Origin of the sequence: Micromonospora sp. NPDC050397 (assembly GCF_044901685.1) — a bacterium.
Lineage (GTDB): Bacteria > Actinomycetota > Actinomycetes > Mycobacteriales > Micromonosporaceae > Micromonospora_G.
Genome location: NZ_JBJDPS010000001.1, coordinates 245,460 through 271,969 on the forward strand (window position 1 = coordinate 245,460; position 26,510 = coordinate 271,969).

At 72.2% G+C, this 26,510-nt stretch carries 21 protein-coding genes; 9 read left to right on the forward strand and 12 right to left on the reverse strand.

The window, feature by feature from the left end; all coding sequences use genetic code 11:
* Nucleotides 1-184: 184 nt before the first annotated feature.
* A complete protein-coding gene (locus ACI2K4_RS00955) occupies nt 185-1,663 on the forward strand; it encodes a PepSY-associated TM helix domain-containing protein (protein ID WP_404507755.1) in 1,479 nt (492 codons plus the stop codon).
* A gap of 110 nt (nt 1,664-1,773) precedes the next feature.
* Here ACI2K4_RS00955 and ACI2K4_RS00960 read toward each other — a convergent pair whose 3' ends face one another.
* The 3 genes from ACI2K4_RS00960 to ACI2K4_RS00970 all read right to left on the reverse strand — a co-directional run bounded on the left by ACI2K4_RS00960 (nt 1,774) and on the right by ACI2K4_RS00970 (nt 4,469).
* A complete protein-coding gene (locus ACI2K4_RS00960) occupies nt 1,774-3,090 on the reverse strand; it encodes a hypothetical protein (RefSeq protein ID WP_404507757.1) in 1,317 nt (438 codons plus the stop codon).
* Nucleotides 3,091-3,255: 165 nt separating this feature from the next.
* Nucleotides 3,256-3,972 carry an isocitrate lyase/phosphoenolpyruvate mutase family protein gene (locus ACI2K4_RS00965; RefSeq protein WP_404507758.1) on the reverse strand — a complete coding sequence of 239 codons (717 nt, stop codon included), beginning with the start codon at nt 3,970-3,972 and terminating at the stop codon, nt 3,256-3,258.
* Nucleotides 3,969-4,469, reverse strand: a complete 501-nt coding sequence (locus tag ACI2K4_RS00970; protein ID WP_404507759.1) for a carboxymuconolactone decarboxylase family protein — start codon at nt 4,467-4,469, stop codon at nt 3,969-3,971. Before ACI2K4_RS00970 ends, ACI2K4_RS00965 begins: the two co-directional genes overlap by 4 nt.
* 83 nt (nt 4,470-4,552) lie before the next feature.
* Between ACI2K4_RS00970 and ACI2K4_RS00975 the strand changes: the two genes are divergently transcribed.
* On the forward strand, nt 4,553-6,004 hold the full coding sequence (locus ACI2K4_RS00975; RefSeq protein WP_404507760.1) for a PLP-dependent aminotransferase family protein: 1,452 nt from the start codon (nt 4,553-4,555) through the stop codon (nt 6,002-6,004).
* Nucleotides 6,005-6,036: 32 nt separating this feature from the next.
* On the opposite strand, the gene ACI2K4_RS00980 is transcribed toward ACI2K4_RS00975, so the two are convergent.
* From ACI2K4_RS00980 to ACI2K4_RS01000, 5 genes are read right to left on the reverse strand one after another with little or no spacing between them, the layout of a single operon-like run.
* Entirely contained in the window at nt 6,037-6,708 is a 672-nt protein-coding gene (locus ACI2K4_RS00980) for a heme oxygenase (biliverdin-producing) (protein WP_404507762.1), read from the reverse strand.
* On the reverse strand, nt 6,705-7,496 hold the full coding sequence (locus ACI2K4_RS00985) for a heme ABC transporter ATP-binding protein (RefSeq protein ID WP_404507764.1): 792 nt from the start codon (nt 7,494-7,496) through the stop codon (nt 6,705-6,707). Before ACI2K4_RS00985 ends, ACI2K4_RS00980 begins: the two co-directional genes overlap by 4 nt.
* Complete coding sequence (locus ACI2K4_RS00990) at nt 7,493-8,602, reverse strand: FecCD family ABC transporter permease (RefSeq protein WP_404507765.1); 1,110 nt, start codon at nt 8,600-8,602, stop codon at nt 7,493-7,495. Before ACI2K4_RS00990 ends, ACI2K4_RS00985 begins: the two co-directional genes overlap by 4 nt.
* A complete protein-coding gene (locus ACI2K4_RS00995; protein ID WP_404507766.1) occupies nt 8,599-9,627 on the reverse strand; it encodes a hemin ABC transporter substrate-binding protein in 1,029 nt (342 codons plus the stop codon). The genes ACI2K4_RS00990 and ACI2K4_RS00995 overlap by 4 nt, the downstream gene beginning before the upstream one ends.
* Complete coding sequence (locus ACI2K4_RS01000) at nt 9,624-10,478, reverse strand: hypothetical protein (RefSeq protein ID WP_404507767.1); 855 nt, start codon at nt 10,476-10,478, stop codon at nt 9,624-9,626. Before ACI2K4_RS01000 ends, ACI2K4_RS00995 begins: the two co-directional genes overlap by 4 nt.
* 214 nt (nt 10,479-10,692) lie before the next feature.
* Between ACI2K4_RS01000 and ACI2K4_RS01005 the strand changes: the two genes are divergently transcribed.
* The 3 genes from ACI2K4_RS01005 (at nt 10,693) to ACI2K4_RS01015 (ending at nt 14,248) form a co-directional block, all read left to right on the forward strand.
* Nucleotides 10,693-12,210, forward strand: coding sequence for an HtaA domain-containing protein (locus ACI2K4_RS01005; protein WP_404507768.1), 1,518 nt, complete (start codon nt 10,693-10,695; stop codon nt 12,208-12,210).
* Nucleotides 12,211-12,281: 71 nt separating this feature from the next.
* Nucleotides 12,282-13,307, forward strand: coding sequence for a DUF916 domain-containing protein (locus tag ACI2K4_RS01010; protein WP_404507770.1), 1,026 nt, complete (start codon nt 12,282-12,284; stop codon nt 13,305-13,307).
* Entirely contained in the window at nt 13,304-14,248 is a 945-nt protein-coding gene (locus tag ACI2K4_RS01015; RefSeq protein WP_404507772.1) for a hypothetical protein, read from the forward strand. The genes ACI2K4_RS01010 and ACI2K4_RS01015 overlap by 4 nt, the downstream gene beginning before the upstream one ends.
* On the opposite strand, the gene ACI2K4_RS01020 is transcribed toward ACI2K4_RS01015, so the two are convergent.
* Together ACI2K4_RS01020 and ACI2K4_RS01025 are read right to left on the reverse strand one after the other, a co-directional pair.
* Nucleotides 14,219-14,806 (reverse strand): dihydrofolate reductase family protein, encoded by a 588-nt coding sequence (locus ACI2K4_RS01020; protein ID WP_404507774.1) that lies wholly within the window; start codon nt 14,804-14,806, stop codon nt 14,219-14,221. The two genes, ACI2K4_RS01015 and ACI2K4_RS01020, sit on opposite strands and share 30 nt — an antisense overlap.
* A gap of 75 nt (nt 14,807-14,881) precedes the next feature.
* Nucleotides 14,882-15,403, reverse strand: coding sequence for a pyridoxamine 5'-phosphate oxidase family protein (locus ACI2K4_RS01025; RefSeq protein ID WP_404507775.1), 522 nt, complete (start codon nt 15,401-15,403; stop codon nt 14,882-14,884).
* A 76-nt stretch (nt 15,404-15,479) separates the two neighbouring features.
* Between ACI2K4_RS01025 and ACI2K4_RS01030 the strand changes: the two genes are divergently transcribed.
* Nucleotides 15,480-16,160, forward strand: a complete 681-nt coding sequence (locus ACI2K4_RS01030) for a winged helix-turn-helix transcriptional regulator (protein WP_404507777.1) — start codon at nt 15,480-15,482, stop codon at nt 16,158-16,160.
* A gap of 18 nt (nt 16,161-16,178) precedes the next feature.
* Here ACI2K4_RS01030 and ACI2K4_RS01035 read toward each other — a convergent pair whose 3' ends face one another.
* Nucleotides 16,179-16,586, reverse strand: coding sequence for a hypothetical protein (locus ACI2K4_RS01035; protein WP_404507778.1), 408 nt, complete (start codon nt 16,584-16,586; stop codon nt 16,179-16,181).
* Nucleotides 16,587-16,654: 68 nt separating this feature from the next.
* Here ACI2K4_RS01035 and ACI2K4_RS01040 point away from each other — a divergent pair, with 68 nt between their 5' ends.
* The 3 genes from ACI2K4_RS01040 to ACI2K4_RS01050 all read left to right on the forward strand — a co-directional run bounded on the left by ACI2K4_RS01040 (nt 16,655) and on the right by ACI2K4_RS01050 (nt 24,172).
* Nucleotides 16,655-17,227 carry an HAD domain-containing protein gene (locus ACI2K4_RS01040; RefSeq protein WP_404507779.1) on the forward strand — a complete coding sequence of 191 codons (573 nt, stop codon included), beginning with the start codon at nt 16,655-16,657 and terminating at the stop codon, nt 17,225-17,227.
* A 27-nt stretch (nt 17,228-17,254) separates the two neighbouring features.
* Nucleotides 17,255-18,391, forward strand: coding sequence for a hypothetical protein (locus ACI2K4_RS01045; RefSeq protein WP_404507780.1), 1,137 nt, complete (start codon nt 17,255-17,257; stop codon nt 18,389-18,391).
* Between the two features lie 297 nt (nt 18,392-18,688).
* On the forward strand, nt 18,689-24,172 hold the full coding sequence (locus ACI2K4_RS01050; RefSeq protein WP_404507782.1) for a biotin carboxylase N-terminal domain-containing protein: 5,484 nt from the start codon (nt 18,689-18,691) through the stop codon (nt 24,170-24,172).
* 73 nt (nt 24,173-24,245) lie between these two features.
* Here the strand turns inward: ACI2K4_RS01050 and metE are convergent, their stop codons facing one another.
* Nucleotides 24,246-26,510: a 5-methyltetrahydropteroyltriglutamate--homocysteine S-methyltransferase gene (gene metE / locus ACI2K4_RS01055; RefSeq protein ID WP_404507784.1), complete on the reverse strand. Its 2,265-nt coding sequence runs from the start codon at nt 26,508-26,510 to the stop codon at nt 24,246-24,248.

Genomic DNA, 26,510 nt, shown 5'->3' on the forward strand with positions numbered 1-26,510 from the left:
GACGAGCCCCGCGACCGGGGAACTCGGCCGGGAACTTTTGTGCGACGGACATCGACTATTTGGACGGACGTCGGTGCCAGCACCGGGTCCGGCGACGTCGCGGCACGTGGGACCCGTGGGCGGCGCGTTCGACCAGGTTCACAGGCCGTGCGTCACGCCGGCCGCGAGTGCGATCGAGGAGCCGATGTCCATCACCTCCGTCCAGGCCGAACAGCCTGGGCCCACACCGTCCCCAGCCACCCCGGCCGTGCCCACCGTGGCGCGGCCCTCCACCGGGCTGGGCGCCCTCCTGCTCCGGCTGCACTTCTACGCCGGTGTGCTGGTCGCCCCGTTCCTCCTCGTCGCGGCCCTGACCGGGCTGCTCTACACGATCACCCCGCAGTTGGACGCCGCCCTCTACGGCACCGAACTGCGCGCCGATCCGGCGGGCCGGACGGCAAAACCGCTCTCCGAGCAGGTGGCCGCGGCCAGGGCGAGCCACCCCGACGGCACCCTGTCGTACGTCGCGGTCGGCGCCTCCGACGCCACCACCCAGGTGGTGTTCACCTCGCCGGAGCTGGGGGAGAACCAGCACAGCGTGTACGTCGACCCGTACACCGCACAGGTGAAGGGGCAACTGACGACCTGGTTCGGGTACACGCCGGTGCGTACCTGGCTGGACGACCTGCACCGCAACCTGCACCTCGGAGTCGTCGGGCGGCACTATTCCGAGTTCGCGGCGAGCTGGCTCTGGGTGATCGCCCTCGGCGGCCTGGCGCTGTGGTGGCGTCGCCACCGGGGCGTACGCGGCAGGGCCCGCCGGCTGCTGCTGCCGGACCTCGCCGCCCGCAAGGGGGTCCGCCGTACCCGTGGTTGGCACGCCAGCACCGGCGTGTGGCTGGTGATCGGCCTGCTCTTCCTCTCCGCCACCGGCTTGACCTGGTCGCGGTACGCGGGCGCGAACTTCAGCTCGGGGCTGGACGCACTCGACGCCCGTACCCCGCAACTGTCGACCGCCCTGACCCCCGGCGGCCAGCCGGAGGCCGGGGGAGGACATCACGGTGGCGGACCGGCCGCCGCTCCGGTTCCGGTCGACCCGGCCGCGATCGACCAGGTGCTCCGCGTCGCCCGGGACAACCGGCTCACCGGCCCGGTCGAGGTGACCCTGCCCGAGGACGCCTCCTCGGCGTGGACGGTGGCACAGGTGGACGACACCTGGCCGGTGCGGAAGGACCGGGCCGCGATCGACCCGAGCGCCGGTACGGTCGTCGCCCGTAGCGACTTCGGCGACTGGCCGCTGCTGGCCAAGCTGAGCAGTCTCGGGATCAGCGCGCACATGGCGATCCTGTTCGGCCCGGCGAACCAGATCCTGCTCGCCGCCCTCGCCGTCGGACTGATCTGCGTGATCGTCTGGGGCTACCGGATGTGGTGGCAGCGTCGACCGACCCGGGCCGACCGATCCGCCCTGGTCGGTGCGCCACCGGCCGCTCGTGGCGGGTGGCAGAGGCTCCCGTCCTGGATGATCCTCGTCGGTCTGCCGGTGGTCTTCCTGATCGGCTGGGTGCTGCCGCTGTTCGGCATCCCACTGCTCGGGTTCATCGCCGTCGACCTGATCGTCAACGCGGTACGCCGACGACGGGCCGACCCGTCGGTGCCGGTCTCACCCGCGCCCGCGGGTAGCTGACCGGCCGTTGTGTCGACGGTGACGCCTGGGTCACCGGTCCCGCCGCCGCGTCGGCGCGACGGACATGTGGGTCCGGACCGAGCGGTCCGGACCCACGATCGTGACGACGGTCAGGAGACCGTGCCGGGCTGGGCCGAGATGAGCACCTGGCTCCACCCGCTCGGGTCTGTCTCACCGGTGCCGCTGATGTCACCGCCGCTGAAGTCGTAGGGGTTGAGGTCGACGTAGTGGTTCATCGAGGTGGGCTTGTGTCCGAAGTAGACACCACCACCGGGCGAGACCAGGTTGGTGAAGACCTGCCAGGTGGATTCGCGGAGGTCGCTGCCGGTCCAGTTGTCGACTCCGTCGACCCGGTAGGACCGGAGCCGGCCGTCCGAGGTGGTCCCGAGCAGCCAGTCGGGGCCGGTGGCGGTGAGGGTCTTGAGGGCGCCGAAGCCCTCGTCGATCGACACGTAGCCGGTGATGTCGGTGATCTCCGGCTTGGCGACGTTGACGGTGTAACGGCGCAGCACGCCGTCGGCGATGCCGTAGAGGTGACCGCTGCCGTCGTAGGTGAGCAGGTCGTGGCTCCAACCGCTGTCGGCGAGGCGGGTCGGCGTCCGGAACGTGACGGTGTCCAGGTTGGTGCCGATGTCGACGCGCCAGAGTTCGTTGGCGGTGGAGGTGAACAGGATGGTGTTGTAGTCGAGGGTGGCCATGGTGCGCGGGGTGAACGGCAGGGACGCGTCGGAGCGCGAGGCGCCCCGGATACGGTCACCGGTGGCGGCGTCGACCGCGGTGAACGTCAGCCGGCCGTCGGCGAGTACGCCGTAGATGTTGGCGGTGCCGCGTACGCCGTCGATGATCTTGTTGTACCTGACGCCCTTGAAGTTCTCCGCCTCGTACCAGGAGCGGCTCTTGACCACGCGGCGTCCCTCGAGATTTTCCTTGTACTCCTCGTAGACCCACATCTGGGTCCGGGACGAGTCCACCCACTTCTCGAACAGGGCCACGTGGCCGTACTCCACGCCGAGGATCGCGTCACCGGGCAACAGGTCGCCCAGGTTGTCGAACGTCCTGGTGTCGCCGAAGGTATCCAAGGTCCGGGTCGAGCGGTCCCCGCCACCACTCTTCGGCAGGTGCCACGCCATCGACACGAAGCCCGAGCAGTCCGGCCGGTACGGGTGTCCATCCTGGTCCGGCTTCTGGTCGCTCTGGTACTGGCTGTAGATCGCGCCGTACTGGTCGATCCACCACCGGGCCCGGTTGAGTACCTCGTCCCGGGTGATCTGCCCGCCCACCGACGAGGCGGCCCGGGCCGGCGCGGGCGGGGCGGTGACGGTGTCGACGGCCACGACGGCCAGGCCGAGAGTGGCCGCGGCGAGCACGCTGGTCGCCGTCGCGAGGATCCGTTGGGGGACGATCTTCTGGAGCAGGGATCTGGGCACTCTGCGTTTCCGTTCTTTGTGGGAGCGGTTCCTGTCGCAGAGTGTTTGTGGGATCACTTCAAGATCGCTTGAGGTCGTCTGCAACCTGATTTGCAGCGTTTGTCGGGCGTTTGCCGTCAGCGGCCGTACGCCGTCCAGGCGGTGTGGGTGACCAGCGGCGACTCGTCACCTCAGCCGCGCGGCGAGTTCGCCGACCGTTTCCATCGCGTACCGCTGCATCCCGGGACCGAAGGTGATCCGGGTCGCGCCCAGCCGTGCCAGTTCGGCCACGGACCTCCGGTCCGGTCCGGCGGCCAGGTTGACCGGGCCGTCGACCCCGTTTCGCAGCACCGGGACCGCCTCGGGCGGCGCCAGCAGCGGGTACACGCAGTCGACGCCGGCGGCCACGTACAGCCGGGCTCGTTCCACGGCCTCCGCCGGGTCACCCGTGCCGTACAGGAAGGTGTCGACGCGGGCGTTGACAAAGAGGGCGTCGCCCGCCTCCGCGTGTACCTCGGCCAGCCAGTCCGCGTGCCGCCGGGGGTCCTTGAGCGTCCGTGCCTCGGAGTCCTCCAGGTTGCAGCCGACAACGCCGGTCTCCAGCAGCCGCCCGACCAGTTCCCGGGGAGCGAGGCCGTAGCCGCCCTCGACGTCGGCCGACACGGGCACCGACACGGCCCGGACGATCCGCGCCACCGCGGCGAACATCTCCTCGGGCGGGGTGGCACCGTCCCGGTAGCCCAGCGAGGCGGCGACGCCGGCACTCGGGGTGGCGAGGGCCGGGAAGCCGGCGTCGGCGAAGACCCGGGCGCTGCCCGCGTCCCACGGCCCCGGCAGGACAAGCGGGTCCCCTGCGGCGCGACCGTGGTGCATGGCGCGGAAGGCGAGCGCGGGGGACGTCATCGGCCGCTCGGCGTGTGGTGGCCGGGGACCATCCGGGTGGACACCCCGAAGCGGTTCCACGCGTTGATCGTCGTGATCGCGACGATGAGGCGGGCCAGTTCGGTCTCGTTGAACTCGTTCGCCGCCCGCGCGTACACCTCGTCCGGGACAAATCCGTCGGTGAGCACGGTGACCGCCTCGGTCAGCTCGATCGCCGCGATCTCCTTCGCGGTGTAGAAGTGCCTCGACTCGGTCCACGCCGCGAGCTGGATGATCCGCTCCGCCGACTCACCCGAGGCCAGCGCGTCCTTGCTGTGCATGTCCAGACAGAAGGCGCAGCGGTTGAGCTGGGAAGCGCGGATCTTGACCAGGTTGAGCAGGGTCGGCTCGACGCCCTGCCGCGCCACCGTGTCCAGCCGGACCATGGCCTTGTACGCCTCGGGGGCGAGTTTCGCCCAGTCCAGGCGCTGCGCGTGTTCCGGGAGGCGCCCACTGCCCGGCGTTCCATGCGTTGTCATCGGTGCATGCGTTGTGATCGTTCCTAGCGTTGTCATCGCGGCAACGCTACGCAGCCGGTGGCCTCGGCGTATGGTGCAATTCCATGACGGAATCGTGGGCCAATCCGGGTGTCGCCGGGCCGTCCGCGTTCGGTGCGGACCTGCACCTGCACCTGGAGCTGACCGGCCCCGGGCTGCGGGCGGGGCTCACGCAGGCCCTGCGCGAGGCCGTACGCGGCGGGCGGCTGGCGCCCGGCACCCGGCTGCCGTCGTCCCGGTCACTCGCCGCGGATCTCGGCGTCGCCCGTAACACGGTGGCCAACTCCTACGCGGAACTGGTCGCCGAGGGATGGCTCACCGCCCAGCAGGGCTCCGGAACCCGGGTGGCCCGGCGTGCCCGCCCGGCCCGTGCCGCCTCCGGCCGTGCCGCCGAGGTCCGAGCCGGGGCGAGCCGGCCCGGTCCAACGTACGGGCTGCTGCCGGGGTCGCCGAACCTCGCGGAGTTCCCGCGTACGCGATGGTTGGGCGCGGCCCGCCGGGCGCTGACCGCTGCCCCGTACGACGCCTTCGGGTACGGCGACCCGCTCGGCCGGATGGAACTGCGGAGCGTGCTCGCGGACTACCTGGCGCGGGCCCGTGGGGTGTACGCCGAACCGGAGCGGGTTGTCGTCTGTTCGGGGTTCCACCACGGCCTGACGCTGATCGCGCAGGTGCTCAGGGCGCGGCGGGTACGGGCGGTGGCCGTCGAGTCGTACGGGTTCGACGTCTACCGGAACCTGCTGGCCGGTGCCGGTCTGGACATCCCGCCCCTGCCTGTCGACGAGCATGGCGCGCGCACCGACGACCTGGTCCGACTGCCCGGGGTCGGTGCGGTGCTGGTGACACCGGCGCACCAGTACCCGACCGGGGTCGCGCTCAGCCCGGACCGGCGTACGGCGGTGGTCGACTGGGCGCGGGCCACCGGCGGGCTGATCCTGGAGGACGACTACGACGGCGAGTTCCGGTACGACCGTCAGCCGGTCGGCGCGGTGCAGGGCCTCGACCCGGAGCGGGTGGTGTATTTCGGCACGGTGAGCAAGTCCCTGGCGCCGGGGCTGCGGCTGGCCTGGATGGTGCTGCCCGGGGAGCTGGTCCGGCAGGTCGCGGCGGCCAAGGGAAGCGTCGACTGGTCGAGCGCGCTGGAACAGTTGACGCTCGCGGAGTTCATCGCCTCGGGTGCGTACGACCGGCACGTGCGCGCGATGCGGCTGCGTTACCGGCGCCGCCGGGACCAACTGGTCGCGGCCCTGGCGTCGAGGGCCCCGGGCGTCCGGGTGACCGGCCTGGCCGCCGGGCTCCAGGCGGTCCTCGAACTTCCGCCCGGGACCGAACGCGCGGTCGTCGAGGCGGCGGCGAGGCGGGGTCTGGCGGTCGGCGGCCTGGCCCAGTTCCGGTACGAGGTCGCGGACTCCGGTCGACGGCCGCCCGAGCGGGACGCGTTGGTGGTCAACTACGCCGCGCCCTCGGACAGCGCGTGGGCCGGCGCGCTGGACGCCCTGTGCCGGGTGATGCCGTAGAGCGGGCGAACTCCGGGGCACCACCCGGACCGTCAGGCGGCCGGCAGGGTGGATTCCGCGAGTTCGTGGAACACGGCACGGTTGAGGAAGAAGGCGATCACGGCCTCCTCGGCGACCCGGTCGAATTCGGCGCTGCCCAGCTCCAGCGCGTCGAGTCGGGCCCGGTACTCCCGCTTGAACCGGCCCCGGCCGGCGACGTCGAACTGGTAGAAGCGGGTGCCGTCGTCGGTGGTGAACCCGTAGCTGCGACGTACCGAGGCGGCGACGATCGCTCCGCCGGAGAGGTCGCCGAGGTAACGCGTGTAGTGGTGCGCGACGAACCCTCCCGGCCAGCCGAAGCAGGTTTCGCGCAGGCGTTGCCGGTACGCCTGTGTCGCCGCGTTCGGCCTGATCAGGCCCTGCCAGTCGGGGCCGAGCAGGAACGCGAGATCCTGGGCCAGCCGGGGGAGCCGGGTGAGTTCGTCGGCGACGAACGGCCCCGCGACCGGGTCGTCGCGCATCGCCTCGGCGGCCTGTTCCAGGGTTTCGTAGATGAAGTAGTGCTGGGTGACCAGTGCCGCGTAACCGGCCCGGCTGATCCGGCCGTCGAGCAGCGCCGTGACGAAGGGGGCCGACTCGGCGGCGCGGTGGGCCGCGTCGGTGGCCGCGCGCAGCCGCGCGGCGAGACCGTCGGTCCCGGTGGCCGGGGTACGTGTGTCGCTCATGTCTCGTCCTTGGTCGAACGGACCGGCAGCACCAGGGGCGCTCCGGTACGGGGGTGGGGAATGATCTCGATGTCGTGCCGGTAGGCCGGGCCGAGCCGGTCGGCGGTGAACACCTGCCCGGGGGACCCGTCGGCGACCAGGCGACCGTCTGCCAGCAGGGCCACCCGGTCGGCGTACGCGGCGGCCAGCCCCAGGTCGTGCAGGACCGCGACGACCGCGCCCCCGGCGCGCGCCCGGTCCCTGGCGACGCCGAGCACCAGCTCCTGGTGGTGCAGGTCGAGCGCGGCGGTGGGTTCGTCGAGCAGGAGGATCGGGGTGCGCTGGGCCAGCACCCGGGCCAGCGCCACCCGGGCCTGTTCTCCGCCGGACAGGGTGGGGAACGGCCGGTCGGCGAGCCCGGTCGTCTCGGTGAGCCGCATCGCCTCGGCGACCGCCTCGGCGTCCTGGTCCTGCTCCGGCCGCCCGGCCCACGGGGTTCGGCCCATGCCCACCACCTCGACCGAGGTGAACGGGAACGCCAGCGTCGTACGCTGCGGCAGGACCGCGCGCTGTCGGGCGAGCCGGACCGGTGTCCAGCGCCCCAGCGGGGCACCCTGGACGTTGATCGAACCCGCCGTCGCCGGGACGTCGCCGCAGGCGGCGGCGAGCAGGGTGGACTTGCCGGCACCGTTCGGACCCACCAGGGCGAGCAGTTCGCCGGCCCGGACCTCCAGGTCCACCTCGTCCAGGACGAGCCGGCCGCCGAGCCGTACCCGCAGGTTCCGGATCTCGATCGCGACGCGGTTCACGCCCAGCCTCCGGCCCGGGAGCGGGCCCGGCGCAGCAACCAGAAGAAGCAGGGGCCGCCGACGACCGCGGTCAGCACCCCCAGCGGCAGTTCCTGGTAGTCGATCAGGGTCCGGGCGGCCAGGTCCGCGGCGACCACGATGATCGCCCCGCCGAGCGCGCTGGCGGGTAGCAGTGTCCGGTGTCCGGGCCCGGCGACCAGCCGGATCAGGTGCGGCACCACCAGCCCGACGAAGCTGATCACCCCGGTGAAGGCGACCGCCGACGCCGCCAGCAGCGCGGTCACCCCGATCATCAGCAGCCGCAACCGTTCGACCGGGACGCCGAGGTGGTACGCCGGCCGCTCGCCGAGCGCGAGCAGGTCCAGCCGCCCGGCGGCGGTCAGCGCGGTCCCGATGCCGAGCACCGCGCACGGCAGGGTGACCAGGACACTGCCCCAGCTCGCCTGGGCCAGGCTGCCGAGCTGCCAGAACGCGATCGCCCGTACGGCGTCGGCGTCGCCGAAGAACATCACCAGACCGAGTACGGCACCGGCCACGGCGTTGACCGCGACGCCGGTCAGCACCAGGGTGACGACCTCGGTCCGGCCGTCCGAGCGGGACATCAGGTAGACGGCGAAGGTGGTGAGCAGCCCGGTGAGGAAGGCGGCGGTGGCGACCGTCCAGCCACCGAGGGCGGAGACGCCGGTGACGATGGTGACGGCGGCGCCGACCGCCGCGCCGGAGGAGACGCCGATGATGCCCGGCTCGGCCAGCGGGTTGCCGAACACGCCCTGCATGAGCGCGCCGGCGCAGCCCAGCGAGGCGCCCACGATCACGGCGAGCAGGACCCGGGGAAACCGCACCACCCAGAGCGCGTTCTCGCCCTGCGCGGCGCTGGGCAGCGGGCCTATCGGCAGGCCGAGCCGGTGCAGCACCGAGCCGAGGACCTCGGCCGGGGAGACGTGCACCTGCCCGGTTCCGGCCGCGACCAGACAGACGAGCAGCAGTCCGGCCGCCAGCCCGGTGAGCAGCAGCGGGCCACGGCCACGCCGTCGTCGCGTGGGCTCCGTCGGGCCGCCGGGGGAGCGGGTTCCCGGTCGGGGCAGGGCGGTGTCGGGGACGGTCACGACGGGGTTGTCCCGCACTCGTACACCGCCTTGGCCAGCGCGGCGACGGCGCTGCCGGTACGCGCGCCGAAGTTGAGCAGGATGCCGTCGTCCATGTCGACGATCCGCCGGTCCCGGCCGGCCGGCGTCTGCGCCACCCCCGGCATGGCCAGCAGCCCGTCGACGCCCTTGACCGAGTTGAGCCCCTCGGTCATCACCAGGATGACGTCCGGGGCCGCGTTGATCAGACCCTCGCTGGTCAGCGGTCGGAACTTCACCAGCCCGATCTCGGTCCCGGCGTCGACCGCGCCGATCGCCCGGATCATCTCGTCGGAGCCGGCGCCCCTGCCGCCCATCAGGTACACCCCGGCCGTACCGCGCAGGTAGAGGAAGGCGATGCGTGGCGACCGGTCGCCCGGGGCGGTGTGTCGGGCGGCTTGGATCTCGGCGTCGACCCGGTCGACCAGTCGCTCGCCCGTCTCGCCGACGCCGAGCGCCGCCGCGATCGCCCGGATGTGTCGGGGGACCGAGGCCAGCGTCTGCTCGTCGTCGACCAGCAGCACCGGGATTCCGGAGCGGCGGAGCTGCTCCAACACCTCGGGTGGGCCGATGCTGTCGTCGGCGACGACAACGCTGGGGTCCAGCCGCAGGACCGCCTCACCGGAGAGGTCGTGTCCGCCCGGCGTGACCAGCGGCAGGTGGGCGGCGGCGGAGAAGGTCGTCGCGGTGTCCCGGCCGACCACCCGGTCGCCGAGCCCGAGGCTGAAGACGATCTCGGCGATCGAACCGTAGAGGTTGACCGGCAGGATCCGGCTGGTGTCGGTGACCGTGACCGACCTGCCGTCGGCGCCGGTCACGGTCACCGGCAACGTGGCCGGCGGATCCTCCGCGACCGGGACGACCTCGGTGGAGTCGACCCGCGCGGTGGTCGGGCCGCAGGCGCCCGCCCGGGTCGGGGACGCGGGGCCGCCGCCGGTCGGGGCGGCGCAGCCGACGAGGGCGAGTGCCGCCAGCACGGCGACGGCGCGGCCGGGGCGGCGGCTCACGCGGCGCCGCGCCGGTTGCGCGCGCGGAGCAGCAGTACGCCGACCAGCGCGGCGGCGAGCAGTCCCAGCGCGACCATCCACCAGCGACCGGTGGGGCTGCTCTCGCTGACCCGGGTCACCTCGATGGAACCGGCCGCGACCGGTTCGGTGCCCGGGGCGGCGCCGGCACCCGTCGCCGCGATGCCGCTGGCACCGCCGGTCGCGGGCGCACCCGGTGCGACGGAGGTGTCGGCGCCCGGCGTACGGGCAGTGGTGGATCGGGCGGTTGTCGCCGGGGTCCGCGACGGGGTGGCGGTGGCCGGTCGGCGGGACGGTTGGTTCTGCGCCGTGAACGTCACCGGGACCAGGACGTCCTGCGTACGGTCGCTGCCCCGGGTGTGGTCGTTGCGGGTGGCCACCACGCACCTGCGTACGGTGCAGTCGGTGTCGCCGATGGTCGGGCTGAGCCTGATCTGCACCCGGAACGAGCCACCGGGTCCGTAGGGGATGGCCAGGCCCTCGCCGTACGAGGGCGGGTTCGACGAGATCCACTGGGAGGCGCCGGAACTGCCGCTGGTGTCCGCGCCACCGCCGCAGGGAGTGGGCAGGGCACCCGGTCCGTTGTCGACGCAGAACGCGACATAGATGCCCTTGCCGGTGTTGTACCCGGTGCCGGAGACGGTGACCGTCTCGCCGGTGCGGCTGACGGCGGCGGTCTTGCTGACGGTGAGTCGTTGTCCGTTCGGGCCGGTGCCGATGGTGTCGGCGTAGACGGGTGTCACGGAAAGCGCGCCGGTCGCCACCGCGCCGAGCAGGAGAGTGGCCCGGCGGCGACGACGGCCGCCCCGGCCACCCCTTGGACGAATGGACATCGGGGTCACTCCGAAGGATGGGAGACGTGGAAGTTAGGGTTGCCTAAGCTAAGTTCTGAGGGGTTGGGATGGCAAGTGTCCGACCGGTTCGTTTCTCCTAGATCAACAGCACCCACCGTGTCCGCCGAGTGTCGGATTGACTCGAAGTTAGCTTAGGCTAACCTAAGTCGTCCCCCCGGGGGTGATCCCCGGAACTTCTCGGAAAGGAAGCAGGATGGGCAGACCGAACGCCGGCAACGCCCGGCGCGCGTCGCTGCGATGGGCGGCGGTGGTCGTCCTCGGTACGGCCGCCTCGATCGTGGCGGTAGCTCCCGCGGCGGCGGCCCCGGGCGGCGTCGCCAGTGGCAGCCTCGACTGGGGTTTCAAAGCCTCGTTCCGCAACTACGTCTCCACCGGCAACGGCAACCCGCCGATCGCCGTGGCCGACGGCGCCGTTCGCAACGCCGACGGCACCTTCCGGTTCACCGTCGAGGACGGCTCGTACGATCCGGCGACCGGTGCGGCGACCGTCCACTACGGCGGTCGGGTGGTGTTCTCGTACCCGGCGCACTTCTTCACCATCACGATGGCCAACCCGACCGTCGTGCTGGCCGGCGACACCGGGTCCCTTCGCGCCGACGTCGACCTCGTGGTCAGCGGCGGCGGATTCGAACCCGTCTCGGTCGACCAGGCCGAGATCGCCACCCTGGACGCGTCGGCCGGCCCGCAGCCCTCGGGCGGGGCCGTGACCTGGACGGGCCTGACCGCCACCATGACCGAGGTCGGTGCCTCGGCCTTCGCCGGCTTCTACGGCGCCGGCACGGTCCTGGACCCGGTCTCGCTCAGCCTCACCCCGGCCGGAGCACCGGCCACTCCGGCGGTGACGGTGACACCGTCCACCGGGCTCGACCCGGAGCAGGCGACCGTCCAGGTCACCGGCTCCGGATTCAACCCCGACGGTGCCGGCGGCAACGGGATCTACGTCGCCTTCGGCCCGAAGAACGACACCGACTACTGGGTCAACGCCCGCCGCTACAAGTCGGTGAAATGGGTGAACAAGAACGTCACCACACCCAGCGCCAGCCAGGACAGGCTCAACGGCGACGGTACGTTCGGCACCACGCTCGCCGTCGCCGCGCGCTACACCGACGGCAACGGCAACGCGGTCGACTGCACCACGGTCCAGTGCTACATCCTGACCTTCGCCGCGCACGGGTCGGCCGACCGGAGTCAGGACACCTTCACCCCGGTCAGCTTCGCCACCGCCCCCGGCGGCGGCAGCGTCGACCAGGAGATCACCGCCTCGGTCCGCCAGACCGGGGCGCTGCTCCTGACCTCGTCCGGGTCGACGGTCGCGCTCGGTGCGGTCGACCCCGGCGGTACGGCGACCGGCCAGCTCAACAAGGTCACCGTCACCGACCAGCGCGGCACCGACGCGGGCTGGAGCCTGATCGGGCAGGTGGAGAACTTCGCCACCGCCACCGGCGGCGTGATCGCGGCCGACAACCTCGGCTGGGCACCGACGGCGTCCTTCGTGGACGACGGGCTCGTCGGTGCTCCCGGCGTGGTGGCACCGGGGGCCGTGGCAAGCCCCGGCGAGGGAACCGGCCTGGCCACGGCCAGGACCCTCTGCACCTCGGCAGCCGGCGCGAGCGCCGGCAAGTTCGAGTGCACAGCGCAGCTCAGCCTCGGTGTACCGGCGTCGACCACGCCGGGTGACTACACCGCGACGCTGACCGTCACCCTGTCCTGAACGGACGCTACGGGCACCCGGTCGACCGACCGGGTGCCCGTACCCGCCCGTCCGCTCGCGAGGAGCCGAGCATGACCGCCCGATCGCCGCTGGCGCTGCTGGCCGCCCTGATCGTCATCCTGTCCGCGTCCCCCGGCCACGCCGCACCGCCGGCCCGCGCCGACGACATCACCTGGGCCGTGCAACCCTCCAGCGCGACCGGGCCCACCGGACGCGGCTACCTCACCTACGACGCCCAACCCGGGCAGCGGATCGACGACCAGGTCGCGATCAGCAACCTGGGCGGCACACCGCTCACCTTCACCGTCTACGGCACCGACGCGTTCAACACCGGCGACGGCGGTTTCGCGCTGCTGCCGGCGAGCCAGCGCCCGACCGGCGTCGGCGCCTGGACGAGCGTCACCCCACGGGAGTACGCCGTCGCCGCCGGCCAGCGGGTGATCGTCCCGTTCCACCTCGACGTGCCGGCGAACGCCACCCCGGGTGACCACACCGGTGGCCTGGTCGCCTCGGTGGCCCGAATACAGACCGACGGCAGCGGGCAGCGGGTCAACCTGGACCGCCGGGCCGCCGCCCGGATCTACCTCCGGGTGGCCGGCCCCCTGCACCCGTCACTCCAGGTCGAGACGCTTCGAGTGGGTCACCGCAACCGCTGGAACCCGTTCGGCGGTGGCGCGCTCACCGTCCACTACCGGCTGCGCAACACCGGCAACGTACGCGTCGGCGGCACCGGCCGGGTGGAGGTGCGCGGCCCACTCAACTGGTCCCTCGCCGGCACCAGCCCGCTCGAACTGCCCGAACTGCTGCCCGGCTCGGCGATCGAGGTCAACGAGCGGATCACCGGACTCCCCGCCGCCGGTCGGTTGAGCGTGGCCGTACACGTGGCCCCCGCGACCATGGACGTGCCGCTACCGCTGGTCACGCGTACCACCGGGGTCTGGGCCGTGCCCTGGGTGCTGGTCGCGGCGCTCGCGCTGCTCGGCGCGGCGGTGGCGGCCCGCCGGTTCGGCCGGCGCTCCCCCCGGCGAACCCCCGGCCCGGAGGTCGCCGGGTCCGGACCGGCCGGGACAACCAGCGCGCCCGGACAGCGGCGGTGAACCCCGCCGGTGCCGTGCCCGCGCTGGCCACCGTGCTGGCCACGATCGTGCTGGGTCCGTCGTCACCCACCACACCTCCCGGCGCCGAGCCACCCACGATCGTGGTCGACCGGGCCCGTGCGGCGCCCGGCGACCGCGTCACCGTCCGGCTCGACCGCTGGCCGGCCGGCACCGTCTCGATCGAGATCTGTGGCAACGGCGGCCGGCGCGGCTCGGCCGACTGCGCGGTGCAGACGGCGGTCCAGACCTACGTCCGGCCGTCCGGCACCGGTGTCACCAGCGTGACCGTGACCGCGCCGCCGGTCGGCTGCCCCTGCGTGGTCCGGGTCACCGCGCTCGGCGGTACGACCAGCGGGACCGTGCCGCTGGCCGTCGCCGGTCTGCCCGAGCAGCCGGTCGAACCCGTCACGCCGGCCGGGTCGTCCGGCGTGGCCCGACTGCGGGTGACCGGAGTCGAGGTGATCGGCGGCCGGAGCTGGCCCGCGCTGTTCGGCGGCCCGGCGGAACGCGTCCTGTTCGTCACGGTCCGCAACGACGGCGTCGCGCCGGCGGTCGACCCCGCCGTGGCGGTCACCCTGGGTCGGGGAAGCCAACCGACCGGGTTTGTGCCGCCGCCCCTGCTGGGCACCCTCGACCCCGGGGAGCAGCGGGTGTTGCGGCTGCCGATCACCATCCCGGCACCGACGGCGGGCGGTTACACGGTCCGGGGCCAGGTCGACGGGGCGGACCAGCCGGCCCGGTTCGTCGTGACCGTGACGACCTACCCGTGGGGACTGGCCGCCATCGCCGCCGTGCTGCTCGGCGTACTCGTCGTCGCCGAGCTGCGCCGCGCGCGGAAGGTCCCCCGACGACCCGGGTGGACCCGGCCCCGCGAGGTCGACCCGCTCGCCGGCAACCCGTCCAGCGCAGGCTCAGGAGGCGTCCGGGGTCGGGTCCGCTGACCGGTATCTCATCAGGACGACCCCGGAGGCGAAGGACTCGGTGGAGACCAGCCTCAGTCGTACGGGCGGTTGGCCGCCGTCGAACAGAGCCTTGCCCCGGCGCAGGAACAGGGGGTGGACCAGGAGGTGGAACTCGTCGACGAGTCCGAGGTCGACAAGGGACCGGACCACGCCGAGGCTGCCGTAGACCACGATGTTCCCGCCGGGACCACGCTTGATCGCCATGATCTCGTCGGGGTCGACGCGGTTGAGTCTCCGGGTGTTCGCCCACGTCGCGACCTTTCCCGAAGCGGAGACGACAAACTTCTCCAGGGCGTCGACCCGCTGGGCGTAGCCCCGTACCTCCTCCGGTTCGTCGGGACTCTCGGCGGCCTTCGGCCAGTAGCCGGCGAAGTCGGAGTGTGTGATCCGCCCGAGCATCAGGCCGCTCGCGCTCTCCACCAGGTCCCGTTCGTACCGCTGCAACTGGTCGTCGACCAGAAGCCAGTCCATCTCGTCGTCGGTGCCGGCGACAAATCCGTCGAGGCTGATCCACATCGAAACGATGATCTCGCGCATCTTCCGTCCTCCGTCATGGTGCGTCGATCCTGTACGGCCCGGCCACCCCCCCGGCCGGTGGCGAGTGCGGGCCGGCTACCGGCCGGTGGTTAGTGCGGCCCGGACGATTTCGGGTGTCCGCCCCGGAATGCGTTCCTGGAAGTCGAGGACTCCGACCCAGGTCGGGCGCAGGCCGATCCGGACCATTCGCAGGCCGGGCTGGTCGATCGCCCGCAGGTAGGCGTCGCCGCTCCCGTCGCCCATCGCCGCGCGCTGCATGACGGCGTATTCGGGCAGGATGCCGTCGACCTCGGCCAGGGTGACCTTTCCGCGCAGCATGAGCACCTGTGGTGGGCCGTCGGTGGTGTCGACACAGATCGCCACGTCCGGCCGGGCTCGCAGATCCCGGACCTTGTACGTGCCGGCGAACGCGCCGACGACGACCTCGTCGCCGGTCCAGAGGAAGTTCACCGGGATCAACCGTGGTGTCCCGTCCTTGCCGGTGTAGGCCAGGCGCGCCACCAGGGGCGTGGTGAGCAGGCGCTGCGCCACGTCGGTGTCCAACAGTTTCACGTCGCCCTGTGGTAGGCCCGCCACTTCCGTGTCGCGAAGGCTCATGGGGCCAAGCTAGGGGATCGACTCCTACAAAACAAGCGACACTCCTGAATTAGGAGTGAGTGCTAGAGTGAAGATCATGAGCGGCGTACGTAGCTACGGTGACCCCTGCGGTGTGGCGCGCGGGCTGGATCTCATCGGCGAGCGCTGGGCGGTGCTGGTGGTACGGGACCTCCTGCTCGGCCCCAAGCGCTTCAACGACCTGCTCGGCGGGCTGCCCGGGGTGAGTCCCAACGTGCTGAGTCAGCGACTGCGGGAGCTGACCGAGCACGGCGTCGTGCGGCGGCGGGACCTGGGCCCACCGACGCGGGTCCGGCTCTACGAGCTCACGGAGTGGGGTCGTGGCCTGGAGCCCATCCTCCTGCAACTGGGACGCTGGGGAAGCCAGGGCCCGATGCCACCCGACGGCATCCTCGGCGTCGACTCACTGATCCTCGGCATCAAGGCGGGCTTCGACCCGGCCCGCGCCGCCGACCTGCGCGGCGTCTACGAGTTCCACGTCGATGCCGACACCTACCTCGCCGAGGTCGCCGACGGTTCGTTGTGGATCCGCCGCGACGCGACCTCGGAGCGGTCCGACGCGACACTTACCACCGACATCGACACCCTGCGCGCCGTCTGTGGACAGCAGATCACCCTGGTCGCGGCAACGGAGTCGGGTGCGCTTCGGATGAGCGGTGACAAAGACGCCCGGCAGCGCCTCACCGAACTCCTCCTGACCCCGTTCACCCCCGCGCCGCGGTCGACCGCCGGGGAGTGAGGGGAGCGTCGTCTCCCGTCAGCCTCCCGCCTCGGGTTCTCTGGTCACGAGCGCGAAGCGGTGACAGAACTCGACGCTGTCCTCGAAGGCCAACGCGGCGGTCGGCGAGTCCGCGAAGGGCGCCGTCTCCGTGACGGTCGCATAGCGGGTACGGACCACTTCCTCGTACGGGCCTTCCTCGTCGGTTTCGGCGAGGACGAACGGCGTGCCGGGCGCCCAGCGACCGGAGGCGGTCCAGGTCCACCGCAGCTCGACCTCCCCGTCGACCGGGCAGTCCCAGACGAGTTGGCTCACCGCCGCGCTGCCGAGGTTGGCGACCGCCGACCAGCCGGTGCCGTCCGGCCGGAGACAGACCCAGCTCGACTCCATCGCGCCGTAGTCGTACGGGGCGGTCTCCCAGAGCCCCACCAGGTTCTCGTCCCGCATACCCGGCATGATCGCAGAAACGCGGTACGGCCACCGTCCACCCAGCCGTTCGGCGTTATCCTGCGGCCGTGTCCGGTGCCGGGGAACGTCCGCTGCTCTTCCTCGACGTCGACGGACCCCTGATTCCGTTCGGTGCGCCGCCACCCGGCGGGCGCCCGGTCGGGTCGGCCGCCACCGCACCGGCGGGGGCGGGGGAGAACCCGCTGCTGGCCCGGCTGAACCCGCAGCACGGAAGGCGACTGTCCGGGCTTGCCTGCGACCTGGTCTGGGCGACGACCTGGATGGCGGACGCGAACGAGGTGATCGCACCCGGACTCGGGCTGCCCACCTTGCCGGTGGTGGAGTGGCCCGACTCGGACGAGGACGGGCCGCTGCACTGGAAGACCCGTGGCCTGGTCGAATGGGCGGCCGGGCGTTCGTTCGTCTGGGTCGACGACGAGATCACCGAGGTCGACCGGGTCTGGGTCTCCACACACCACCCGGGGCGGGCGCTTCTCCACCGGGTGGACCCCCGCCGGGGCCTCACGGACGCCGACTTCGACATTATCGGCGACTGGCTGGCCGGACGTGGACCCGTGGCGGGGCGGATCGCACCGGGCGTGTGTGTTTCCGGTGAACACGCGGTCGGGCCACCCGCGTGACGGTCGTCGGGCTGCGACAATCGCGAAATGGGTGACAGCGATCCGAGCGTTGGCCGTGCCTCCGCGGGCGCGGACTTTCTGGAATGGAACTTCTCCCTCAAATCGGAGAGTTCGCCCTGGTCGGTCGAGCAGGCGATGACCCAACTGCTCGCCCACGAGAGCGCGGAGGGCTTTACCTTGTCCCTGGCGGTCTCGGTGCGGTCCGACGCCGAGGTCATCCACGAACTGGGCCAGCGCAAGACCCCGACGGCCGTGGCGGCGTTGCGCGGGTTCCAGGCGATGAGCACCGTCGACACCCAACGCGAGCTGGCCCAGGTGCATGCCGACCGGCTGGTCGAGCAGGGGCTGCCCGAGCCGCCCTGGGCGTCCACCATCGGGCGGGTACGGGTGGACAGTTGCTGGTGGGCGCACGACCGGTTCGACGAGACCGCGATCCTGCTCTGCACGTTCTCCTACGACGGTGACGACGAACACGCCATCCTCGCGATGATCGACCGTACCCTCGGCGAGGGACTGTTCCGGGAGCTGACGCTCAGCATCGGCGTGGACTCGCTGTTGGACGTACTGCACGGGATCGGGGAAGGCGACGAGGGCCTCGTCGTGGAGCCGCTCGACCCCGCGTACGGGCGGCGGCTGCTCGAAGAGGCGATCGCCACCTCGGACGAGCTGACCGAGGACCGGGAGTACGAGCCCAGGCCGGTGCCGCGGGCGTACCGGAAGATGCGCGCCCTCACCCTGGCGCGGGCGCGGGCGTTGAGCGACGTCGTCGCGCCGGCGGAACCGTTCCCCGACAGCGTGGAGCTGGAGCTGTTGAAGCGGACATTCCTGGCCTCCGGTGCCGCGTCCGGACTGCCCACCGGTGACGTGACGCGTCAGGCCGTGGACCTGCTCGTCGCGCACTTTGTCGAGCAGGTCGGCTGCCATCCACTCCACCTCGGCCCGCGCCGGGTTCTGGCCGCGCTCGGTATGTCCGACCTCGCTCCCGACAATCTCGACAACCCGGACGTCCAGCGGATATTTCCCGACGTCGCCGAGGCGTGGATCTCCTGGACCGCGATGGAGCGTGCCCTGCCCGACGACGCCCGTGAACGTCTCGAACAGGCCACGAAAGAGGCCGGTGCGATCCTGCGGTCCACCGGGAACGAGGGTCGCGAGACGCCCTGACGGCCGACCGTCGGGCTCCGGAACGGGCCGGGTGAGGTGCGCCACGCACCCCGGTCCGTACGTCCTGAGCAGCGGTCGGCGGGCCAGCGTCCCCGGCGCGCCCGGCGTCGGCCTATGCTGTCGACGTCGACGATCCGTCGTCGCTGACCGTCGCGGCCCCGGGTCGCGGCGGCTCCGACCCGGTGTCGCGCGACATTTGTGTACCCGGCGGTAATCGAGCAGGGTGTAGGCAGGTGCAGGCGACGCTCCGGAACCCGGACGTCGCCTTCTGTGCGTGGGTGTTTGGGAGGCTTAGCGGTGTTCAGTCGTGTCGCCATAGTCAACCGTGGTGAGGCCGCGATGCGGCTCATCCACGCTGTCCGGGATCTTTCGGCGGAAACCGGGGCGCGGATCGAGACGATCGCCCTCTACACCGACGCCGATCGCAACGCGACCTTCGTCCGGGAGGCGGACAGCGCCTACCTGCTCGGCCCCGCCTCGGCCCGCCCGTACCTCGACCACGCGGTGCTGGAACGGGCCCTGGTCGAGACCCGGGCCGACGCGGCCTGGGTCGGGTGGGGGTTCGTCGCCGAGGACCCGATGTTCGCCGAGCTCTGCGAGAAGATCGGTGTCACCTTCATCGGGCCGAGCCCGGAGGCGATGCGCAGGCTCGGTGACAAGATCGGCGCGAAGCTGATGGCCGAGGAGGTCGGTGTCCCGGTCGCGCCGTGGAGCCGGGGCGAGGTCGCCACCCTCGAGGACGCACTCCGTGCCGGCCACGAGATCGGCTACCCGCTGATGCTCAAGGCGACCGCCGGCGGCGGCGGTCGCGGCATCCGCATGGTCGCCTCGGGCGAGGAGCTGACCGAGGCGTACGAGCGCACCAGCCAGGAGGCGCTGCGCGCCTTCGGCTCCGGCGTGGTCTTCCTGGAGCGCCTGGTCACCGGCGCCCGGCACGTCGAGGTCCAGGTCATCGCCGACGGCCAGGGCACCGCGTGGGCGTTGGGGGTGCGTGACTGCTCGGTGCAGCGGCGCAACCAGAAGATCATTGAAGAGTCCGCCTCGCCGGTGCTCGAGCCGGAGCAGGCCGCGGAGCTGAAGGCGTCGGCCGAGCGGCTCGCCGTCGCCGTCGGCTACCGGGGTGCCTGCACGGTCGAGTTCCTCTACCACCCCGGCGAGAAGCTGTTCGCCTTCCTCGAGGTCAACACCCGGTTGCAGGTCGAGCACCCGATCACCGAGATCACCACCGGGACCGACCTGGTCCGGCTCCAGTTGCACGTGGCCGGCGGGGGACGGCTGGAGGGCACCAGGCCGGTCGAGAGCGGCCACGCCGTCGAGGCCCGGCTCAACGCCGAGGACCCGGACCGCGACTTCGCCCCCTCACCCGGCCGCATCGCCCGGCTGTTGCTCCCCTCCGGGCCCGGTATCCGGGTGGACACCGGCGTCAGCGAGGGCGACAGCATCCCGGCCGACTTCGACTCGATGATCGCGAAGATCATCGCGTACGGCCACGACCGTGAACAGGCGCTGGGCCGGCTGCGCCGGGCGATGGCCGAGACCACCGTGATCATCGAGGGTGGGGTCACCAACAAGAGCTTCGTGCTCGACCTGCTCGACCAGCCCGAGGTGATCGACGCCAGCGCCGACACCGGCTGGATCGACCGCGTCCGCGCCCAGGGGCGCCTGGTCAGCCACCGCAACTCCGCGGTCGCCCTGGCGGCGGCGGCGATCGAGGCGTACCAGGACGAGGAGGAGATCAGCCGGCAGCGGCTGCTCGCCACCGCGCACGGCGGGCGTCCGCAGGTGCAGCACGAGAGCGGCCGGCCGCTGGACCTGAAGCTGCGTGGCGTCGGTTACCGGGTGAGCGTCGCCCGGGTCGGTCAGAAGCGGTTCCGCGTCGGTGTCTCCGGCGGTGGTGACGTGCACCGGGCCGACGTCGAGGTCGAGCGGTTCGACGAGCACAGTGGCCGGATCGTGGTCAACGGGCACCGGTTCCGGCTGGTGTCGGCCACGCACGGTCCGATCCACCTGGTGGAGGTGGACGGCACCACCCACCGGATCAGCCGTGACGAGGGCGGCGTCGTCCGCTCTCCCTCGCCCGCCCTGGTGGTGGCGACGCCGCTGTCGGTCGGGGACGAGGTCGCCGCGGGCGCCCCGATCCTGGTGCTGGAGAGCATGAAGATGGAGACGGTGCTGCGGGCGCCGTTCCGGGCCCGGGTGCGCGAGTGCCCGGTGTCGGTGGGCAGCCAGGTCGAGACCGGCGCGCCGCTGATGCGCCTGGAGCCCCTCGCCGACGAGGGTGCCGAGGAACAGACCGCGAACGCCGTCGAGACGGTCGAGATCGACCTGCCTGCCGAGCCGGCGCTGGTCTCGGCGACCGCGCGGGTCGAGCGCGGCCTGCACGACCTGCGCGGCATGCTGCTGGGCTTCGACGTCGACCCGCAGGACCGCAAACGCGTGCTCTCCGAGTACGTCGCCGCGCGGGCCGAACTCGGCGACCGGCCGCTCCCCGGCGAGCTGGACCTGCTGACGGTCTTCGCCGACCTGTCGGAGCTGAGCCGCAACAAGCCGGGCGGCGAGATCGAGGTCGAGCCGGGCAGCCCGGTGCACAGCCCGCGCGAGTACTTCCACAGCTACCTGCAAAGCCTCGACGTCGAACGCGCCGGGGTCACCGAGGCGTTCCAGGCCAAGCTGGAACGGGTGCTCGGGCACTACGGCATCACCGACCTGGACCGTACGCCGGAGCTCGAGTCGGCGGTCTTCCGGATCTTCCTGGCCCAACAGCGGATGTCGACCGACGTGGTGGTGGTGTCGGAACTGCTCCGTCAGTGGCTGGCCGGGGTGCCGCCGCTGGAGTCGATGAGCGAGCGCGCCGGGCTCACCCTGGAACACCTGGTCGAAGCCACCCAGGTGCGGTTCCCGGCGGTGTCGGACCTGGCCCGCGGTGTGGTGTTCCGCTGGTTCGCCCAGCCGCTGCTGCGCCGCAACCGCGCCAAGGTGTACGCCGCGATCCGCGACGACCTGCGTTACCTCGACCGCAACCCGGAGGCGCCGGACCGGGCCGAGCGGATCCAGACCATGGTGGCCAGCGCCGAGCCGCTGGTCCGGCTGATCGGCCAGCGGATCGGCCGGGCCGGGCGGGACCACGCCCCGCTGCTGGAGGTGCTGACCCGCCGCTACTACGGCAACCGTGGGTTGGCCGGGGTCACCACCCGGGAGACCGCCGGCTGCCGCTTCGTCACCGCCGAACACACCGGCTCCGGCGGGGTGGCCCGGGTGGTCACCACCGCCGTCGACATCGCCGCCCTGCCCGACGCCATCGGTGCCCTCGGTACGTTCGTCGGCGACGCCGAGCAGGGGATCGAAGCCGACGTCTACGTCACGTGGGAGGACCAACCGGACGCCGACGCGATGGCCGTACGACTCGGACAACTCCTCGCCGAGCACCCGCCGCCCGCCGCCGTACGCCGGATCACCACCACCGTCGCCGGCACCAGCGGCGCGGTGATGCACCACCACTTCACCTTCCGGCCCGACGGGGCCGGGCTCGTCGAGGACCGACTGATCCGGGGCCTGCACCCGCAGATCGCCCAGCGCCTGCAACTGGAGCGGCTGCGCGAGTTCGACCTCACCCGGCTGCCCTCCGCCGACGAGGAGATCTACCTGTTCAAGGCCGTCGCCCGGAGCAACCCGGCCGACGAGCGGCTGATCGCGATGGGCCAGGTCCGCGACCTGACGCCGCTGCGTGAGGCCGACGGCCGGCTGGTCGCGCTGCCGGCGGTGGAGGACGCGATCACGGCGGGCCTGGACGCGATCCGCAACATCCAGGCGCAGCGACCGCAGAACAAGCGGTTCGACACCAACCGCATCATGATGTACGTCTGGCCGTCGACCGAGCTGACCGTCGACGAGCTGAACATGCTGGTCCAACGCATCCTGCCGACCACCGCGGGGGCGGGGCTGGAGGAGGTCCAGTTCGTGGCCCGCCAGCGCACCGCCTCCGGCGAGCTGACCGAGGTCGCGGTCCGGATCACCCTCGACCCGGGCCACGGCGCGCACCTGCACGTCGGCGAGCCGTCGATGGAGCCGGTGCAGCCGTTGGACGACTACCGCCAGAAGGTGCTGCGCGCGGCCCGGCGCGGCAATGTCTACCCGTACGAGCTGACCGGGCTGCTCACCGGCCCCGACGGTGGCTTCACCGAGCACGACCTCGACGCCGACGGCGCGCTGGTGCCGGTCGACCGGCCGAAGGGGAAGAACTCGGCGGCGATCGTGGTCGGTGTGGTGACCACGCCGACCGCGCGGCACCCCGAGGGCATCACCCGGGTGGTGCTGCTCGGCGACCCGACCAAGGCGCTCGGCGCGCTGTCGGAGCCGGAGTGCGCCCGGGTGATCGCGGCGATCGACCTGGCCGAGCGGATGCGGGTCCCGCTGGAGTGGTTCGCGCTGTCGGCGGGCGCCCGGATCTCGATGTCCTCGGGCACCGAGAACATGGACTGGGTGGCCGCCGCGCTCAAGCGGATCGTCACGTTCACCCAGGACGGTGGCGAGATCAACATCGTGGTCGCGGGGATCACCGTCGGCGCCCAGCCGTACTGGAACGCCGAGGCCACGATGCTCATGCACACCAAGGGCATCCTGGTGATGACGCCGGACTCGGCGATGGTGCTCACCGGCAAGCAGTCGTTGGACTTCTCCGGCGGTGTCTCGGCCGAGGACAACTTCGGCATCGGCGGCTACGACCGGGTGATGGGCCCGAACGGCCAGGCGCAGTACTGGGCACCCCACCTGCCGGCCGCTCGCGACGTGCTGATGGCGCACTACGACCACACCTACGTCGTGCCGGGTGAGACGGCGCCCCGCAAGGCCGTCACGACCGACCCGGTCGGCCGGGACATCTCCGACTTCCCGCACACGGTCGCCGGCAGCGACTTCGGCACCGTCGGCCAGATCTTCTCCGCCGCGCACAACCCGGACCGCAAGAAGCCGTTCGACATCCGTACGGTGATGCGTGCCCTTTCCGACCAGGACCACCCGGTGCTGGAGCGTTGGGCGGGAATGGCCGACGCCGACACCTCGGCGGTCCAGGACGTGCACATCGGGGGCTGGCCGGTCTGCCTGATCGGGATCGAGTCGCGGCCGGTGCCCCGGCGCGGTTTCCCGCCCACCGACGGGCCGGACACCTACACCGCCGGCACCTTGTTCCCGCAGTCGTCGAAGAAGACCGCGCGGGCGATCAACTCGGCCTCGGGCAACCGCCCGCTGGTCGTGCTGGCGAACCTGTCCGGGTTCGACGGCTCGCCGGAGTCGATGCGCAAGCTCCAACTGGAGTACGGGGCCGAGATCGGCCGGGCGATCGTCAACTTCGACGGCCCGATCGTCTTCTGCGTGATCTCCCGCTACCACGGCGGCGCGTTTGTGGTCTTCTCCAAGGCGCTCAACCCGAACATGACCGTGCTGGCGCTGGAGGGCTCGTTCGCCTCGGTGCTCGGCGGCGCCCCGGCGGCGGCGGTGGTCTTCTCCGGCGAGGTGAACAACCGCACCGCGACCGACCCACGGGTGGTCGAGTTGCAGGCGAGCGTGCTCGCGGCCAGCGGCGCCGAGCGGGCGACGCGCAACGCCCAGCTCGCCGAGGTGCAGTCCGCCGTACGGGCGGAGAAGCTCGGCGAGGTCGCCGCCGAGTTCGACCGGGTGCACAGCATCCAGCGCGCGGTCGAGGTCGGCTCGGTGGACGCGATCGTCGGCGCGGCCGAGCTGCGGCCGCGCATCATCGAGGCGATCGAGCGCGGCCTGGGGCACTGACCGGACCGGCACCGGAGGACTGCTCCGTCGGTTCGGGTGGTTGGGGCGGCGGGGGTCGCCGCCCCAACCGGGCTCAGGCGAGCGTGAGCCGTATCTCGGCGGCGCCGGCCACGAGGTGACGCAGGGCCTGTTCGACCTCGGCGTACCCACGGGTCTTCAGCCCGCAGTCCGGGTTGACCCAGAGCCGGTCCGGCGGCACTGCGGCAACGGCGCGACGTAGCGCGTCGGTGACCTCGCTCTGTTCGGGTACGCGTGGCGAGTGGATGTCGTACACCCCGGGGCCGACCCCGCGGGCATATCCGGCGGCGTGCAGATCGTCGAGGATCTCCATCTTCGACCGGGACGCCTCGATGCTGGTGACGTCGGCGTCGAGAGCGTCGATCGCGGGCAGCACCTCGCCGAACTCGGAGTAGCACAGGTGGGTGTGGATCTGCGTGGCGTCGGCGACCCCGCTGGTGGCGAGCCGGAAGGCGGCGACCGCCCAGTCGAGGTACGCCCGCTGCTCGACCCGGCGCAGCGGCAGCCTCTCCCGCAGCGCGGGTTCGTCGACCTGGATCACCCGGATACCGGCCGCCTCCAGGTCACGGGCCTCGTCGCGCAGCGCGAGGGCGATCTGGTTGGCGGTGTCTGCCAGGGGTTGGTCGGTCCGGACGAACGACCATGCCAGGATCGTCACCGGTCCGGTGAGCATGCCCTTCACCGGTCGACTGGTCAGCGACTGAGCGTAGGTGGACCAGCCGACGGTCATCGGGCCGCTCCGGGCCACGTCGCCGTAGACGATCGGCGGCCGTACGCACCGCGAGCCGTACGACTGCACCCAGCCGTTGGCCGTGGCGGCGAACCCGTCGAGCTGTTCGCCGAAGTACTGCACCATGTCGTTGCGCTCCGGCTCGCCGTGCACCAGCACGTCCAGCCCGAGTCGTTCCTGTAGCGCGATGACGTGCGCGACCTCGGCCCGCATCCGTTCCGTGTAGCCGGCGTCGTCGAGTCGTCCGGCCCGGTGCGCCGCACGGGCCCGACGCAGTTCCGGGGTCTGCGGGAAGGACCCGATGGTCGTGGTGGGCAGCGCCGGCAGGTTCAGCCGGGACCGCTGCGCGGCGGCGCGCTGCGGGTACGGCCCGCGACGTACGTGTTCGGGGCGGAGCGCGTCGAGCCGGGCGCGAACGGCGTTGTCCCGCCAGGCCGCCGGTGCGGCGGGCACGGGCGCGGGGAGCGCCGCGACGCCGTCGCGCAGGGCCCGGCCGAGGGCGACCACCTCGTCCACCTTCTGCCGGGCGAACGCGAGCCGGGCGCGTAGGTCGTGGTCGAGGTCGGGTTCGGCGGCCAGGTCGACCGGCACGTGCAGCAGCGAACACGACGTGGACACCGCGACGTGGTCGGCCAGGCCGGTCAGCGCGGCACCGGTCGCGGTGGCGGCGCGCAGGTCGGTACGCCAGACGTTGCGACCGTCGACCAGCCCGGCGACGATCGTCCTGCCCCGCAGCGGACCGGCGGCGGCGAGCCGGGCGAGGTCGCCGGGCCCGGCGACCAGGTCGATGCCGACCGCTTCTACCGGCGTGTCGAGCAGGGCCGGCAGCGCGTCGCCGAGTTCACCGAAGTAGGACGCGACAAAGAGCTCCGGCCGGTGCTCCGTCGCGCCGAGCCGGCGGTACGCCGCACGCAGCGCGTCGATCTCGTCCGGGGTGCGGTCGGCGACGTACCCGGGCTCGTCGAGTTGGACCCAGGCGACCCCGGCGTCGGCGAGGGTGCCGAGGAGGTCGGCGTAGACCGCGACGAGATCGTCGAGCCGGTCGAACGGCCGGAACCCCTCCGGGGCGTCCTCGGTGGACTTGGCCAGCAGGAGGAACGTCGCCGGGCCGACCAGCACCGGTCGGGTCGGGACACCGAGCGCCTCGGCCTCGGCGTGTTCGCGTACCGATTTGTCCGGGCGGGCGGTGAAGACGGTGTCCGGGCCGATCTCCGGCACCAGGTAGTGGTAGTTGGTGTCGAACCACTTCGTCAGCTCCAGGGCCGGCTCCCGCGCCGTCCCCCGGGCCATGGCGAAGTAGGTGTCCAGGTCGTCGAGGTCGAGGCGACGGAAGCGGTCCGGCACCGCGTCGACCAGGACGCAGGTGTCGAGCATCTGGTCGTAGTAGGAGAACGTGTTGGACGGGACGGCGCCCAGACCGGCGTCACGCAGGGTGCGCCAGACGTCGGCGCGCAGGCCGGCGGCGGTCCGCTCCAGGGTGGCCGCGTCGGTCCGGCCGCCCCAGTAGGACTCGACGGCCTGCTTGAGCTCCCGGTGCGGACCGATACGGGGATAGCCGAGCACGGTGCTCAGCCCGAACGGTGTGGTCAC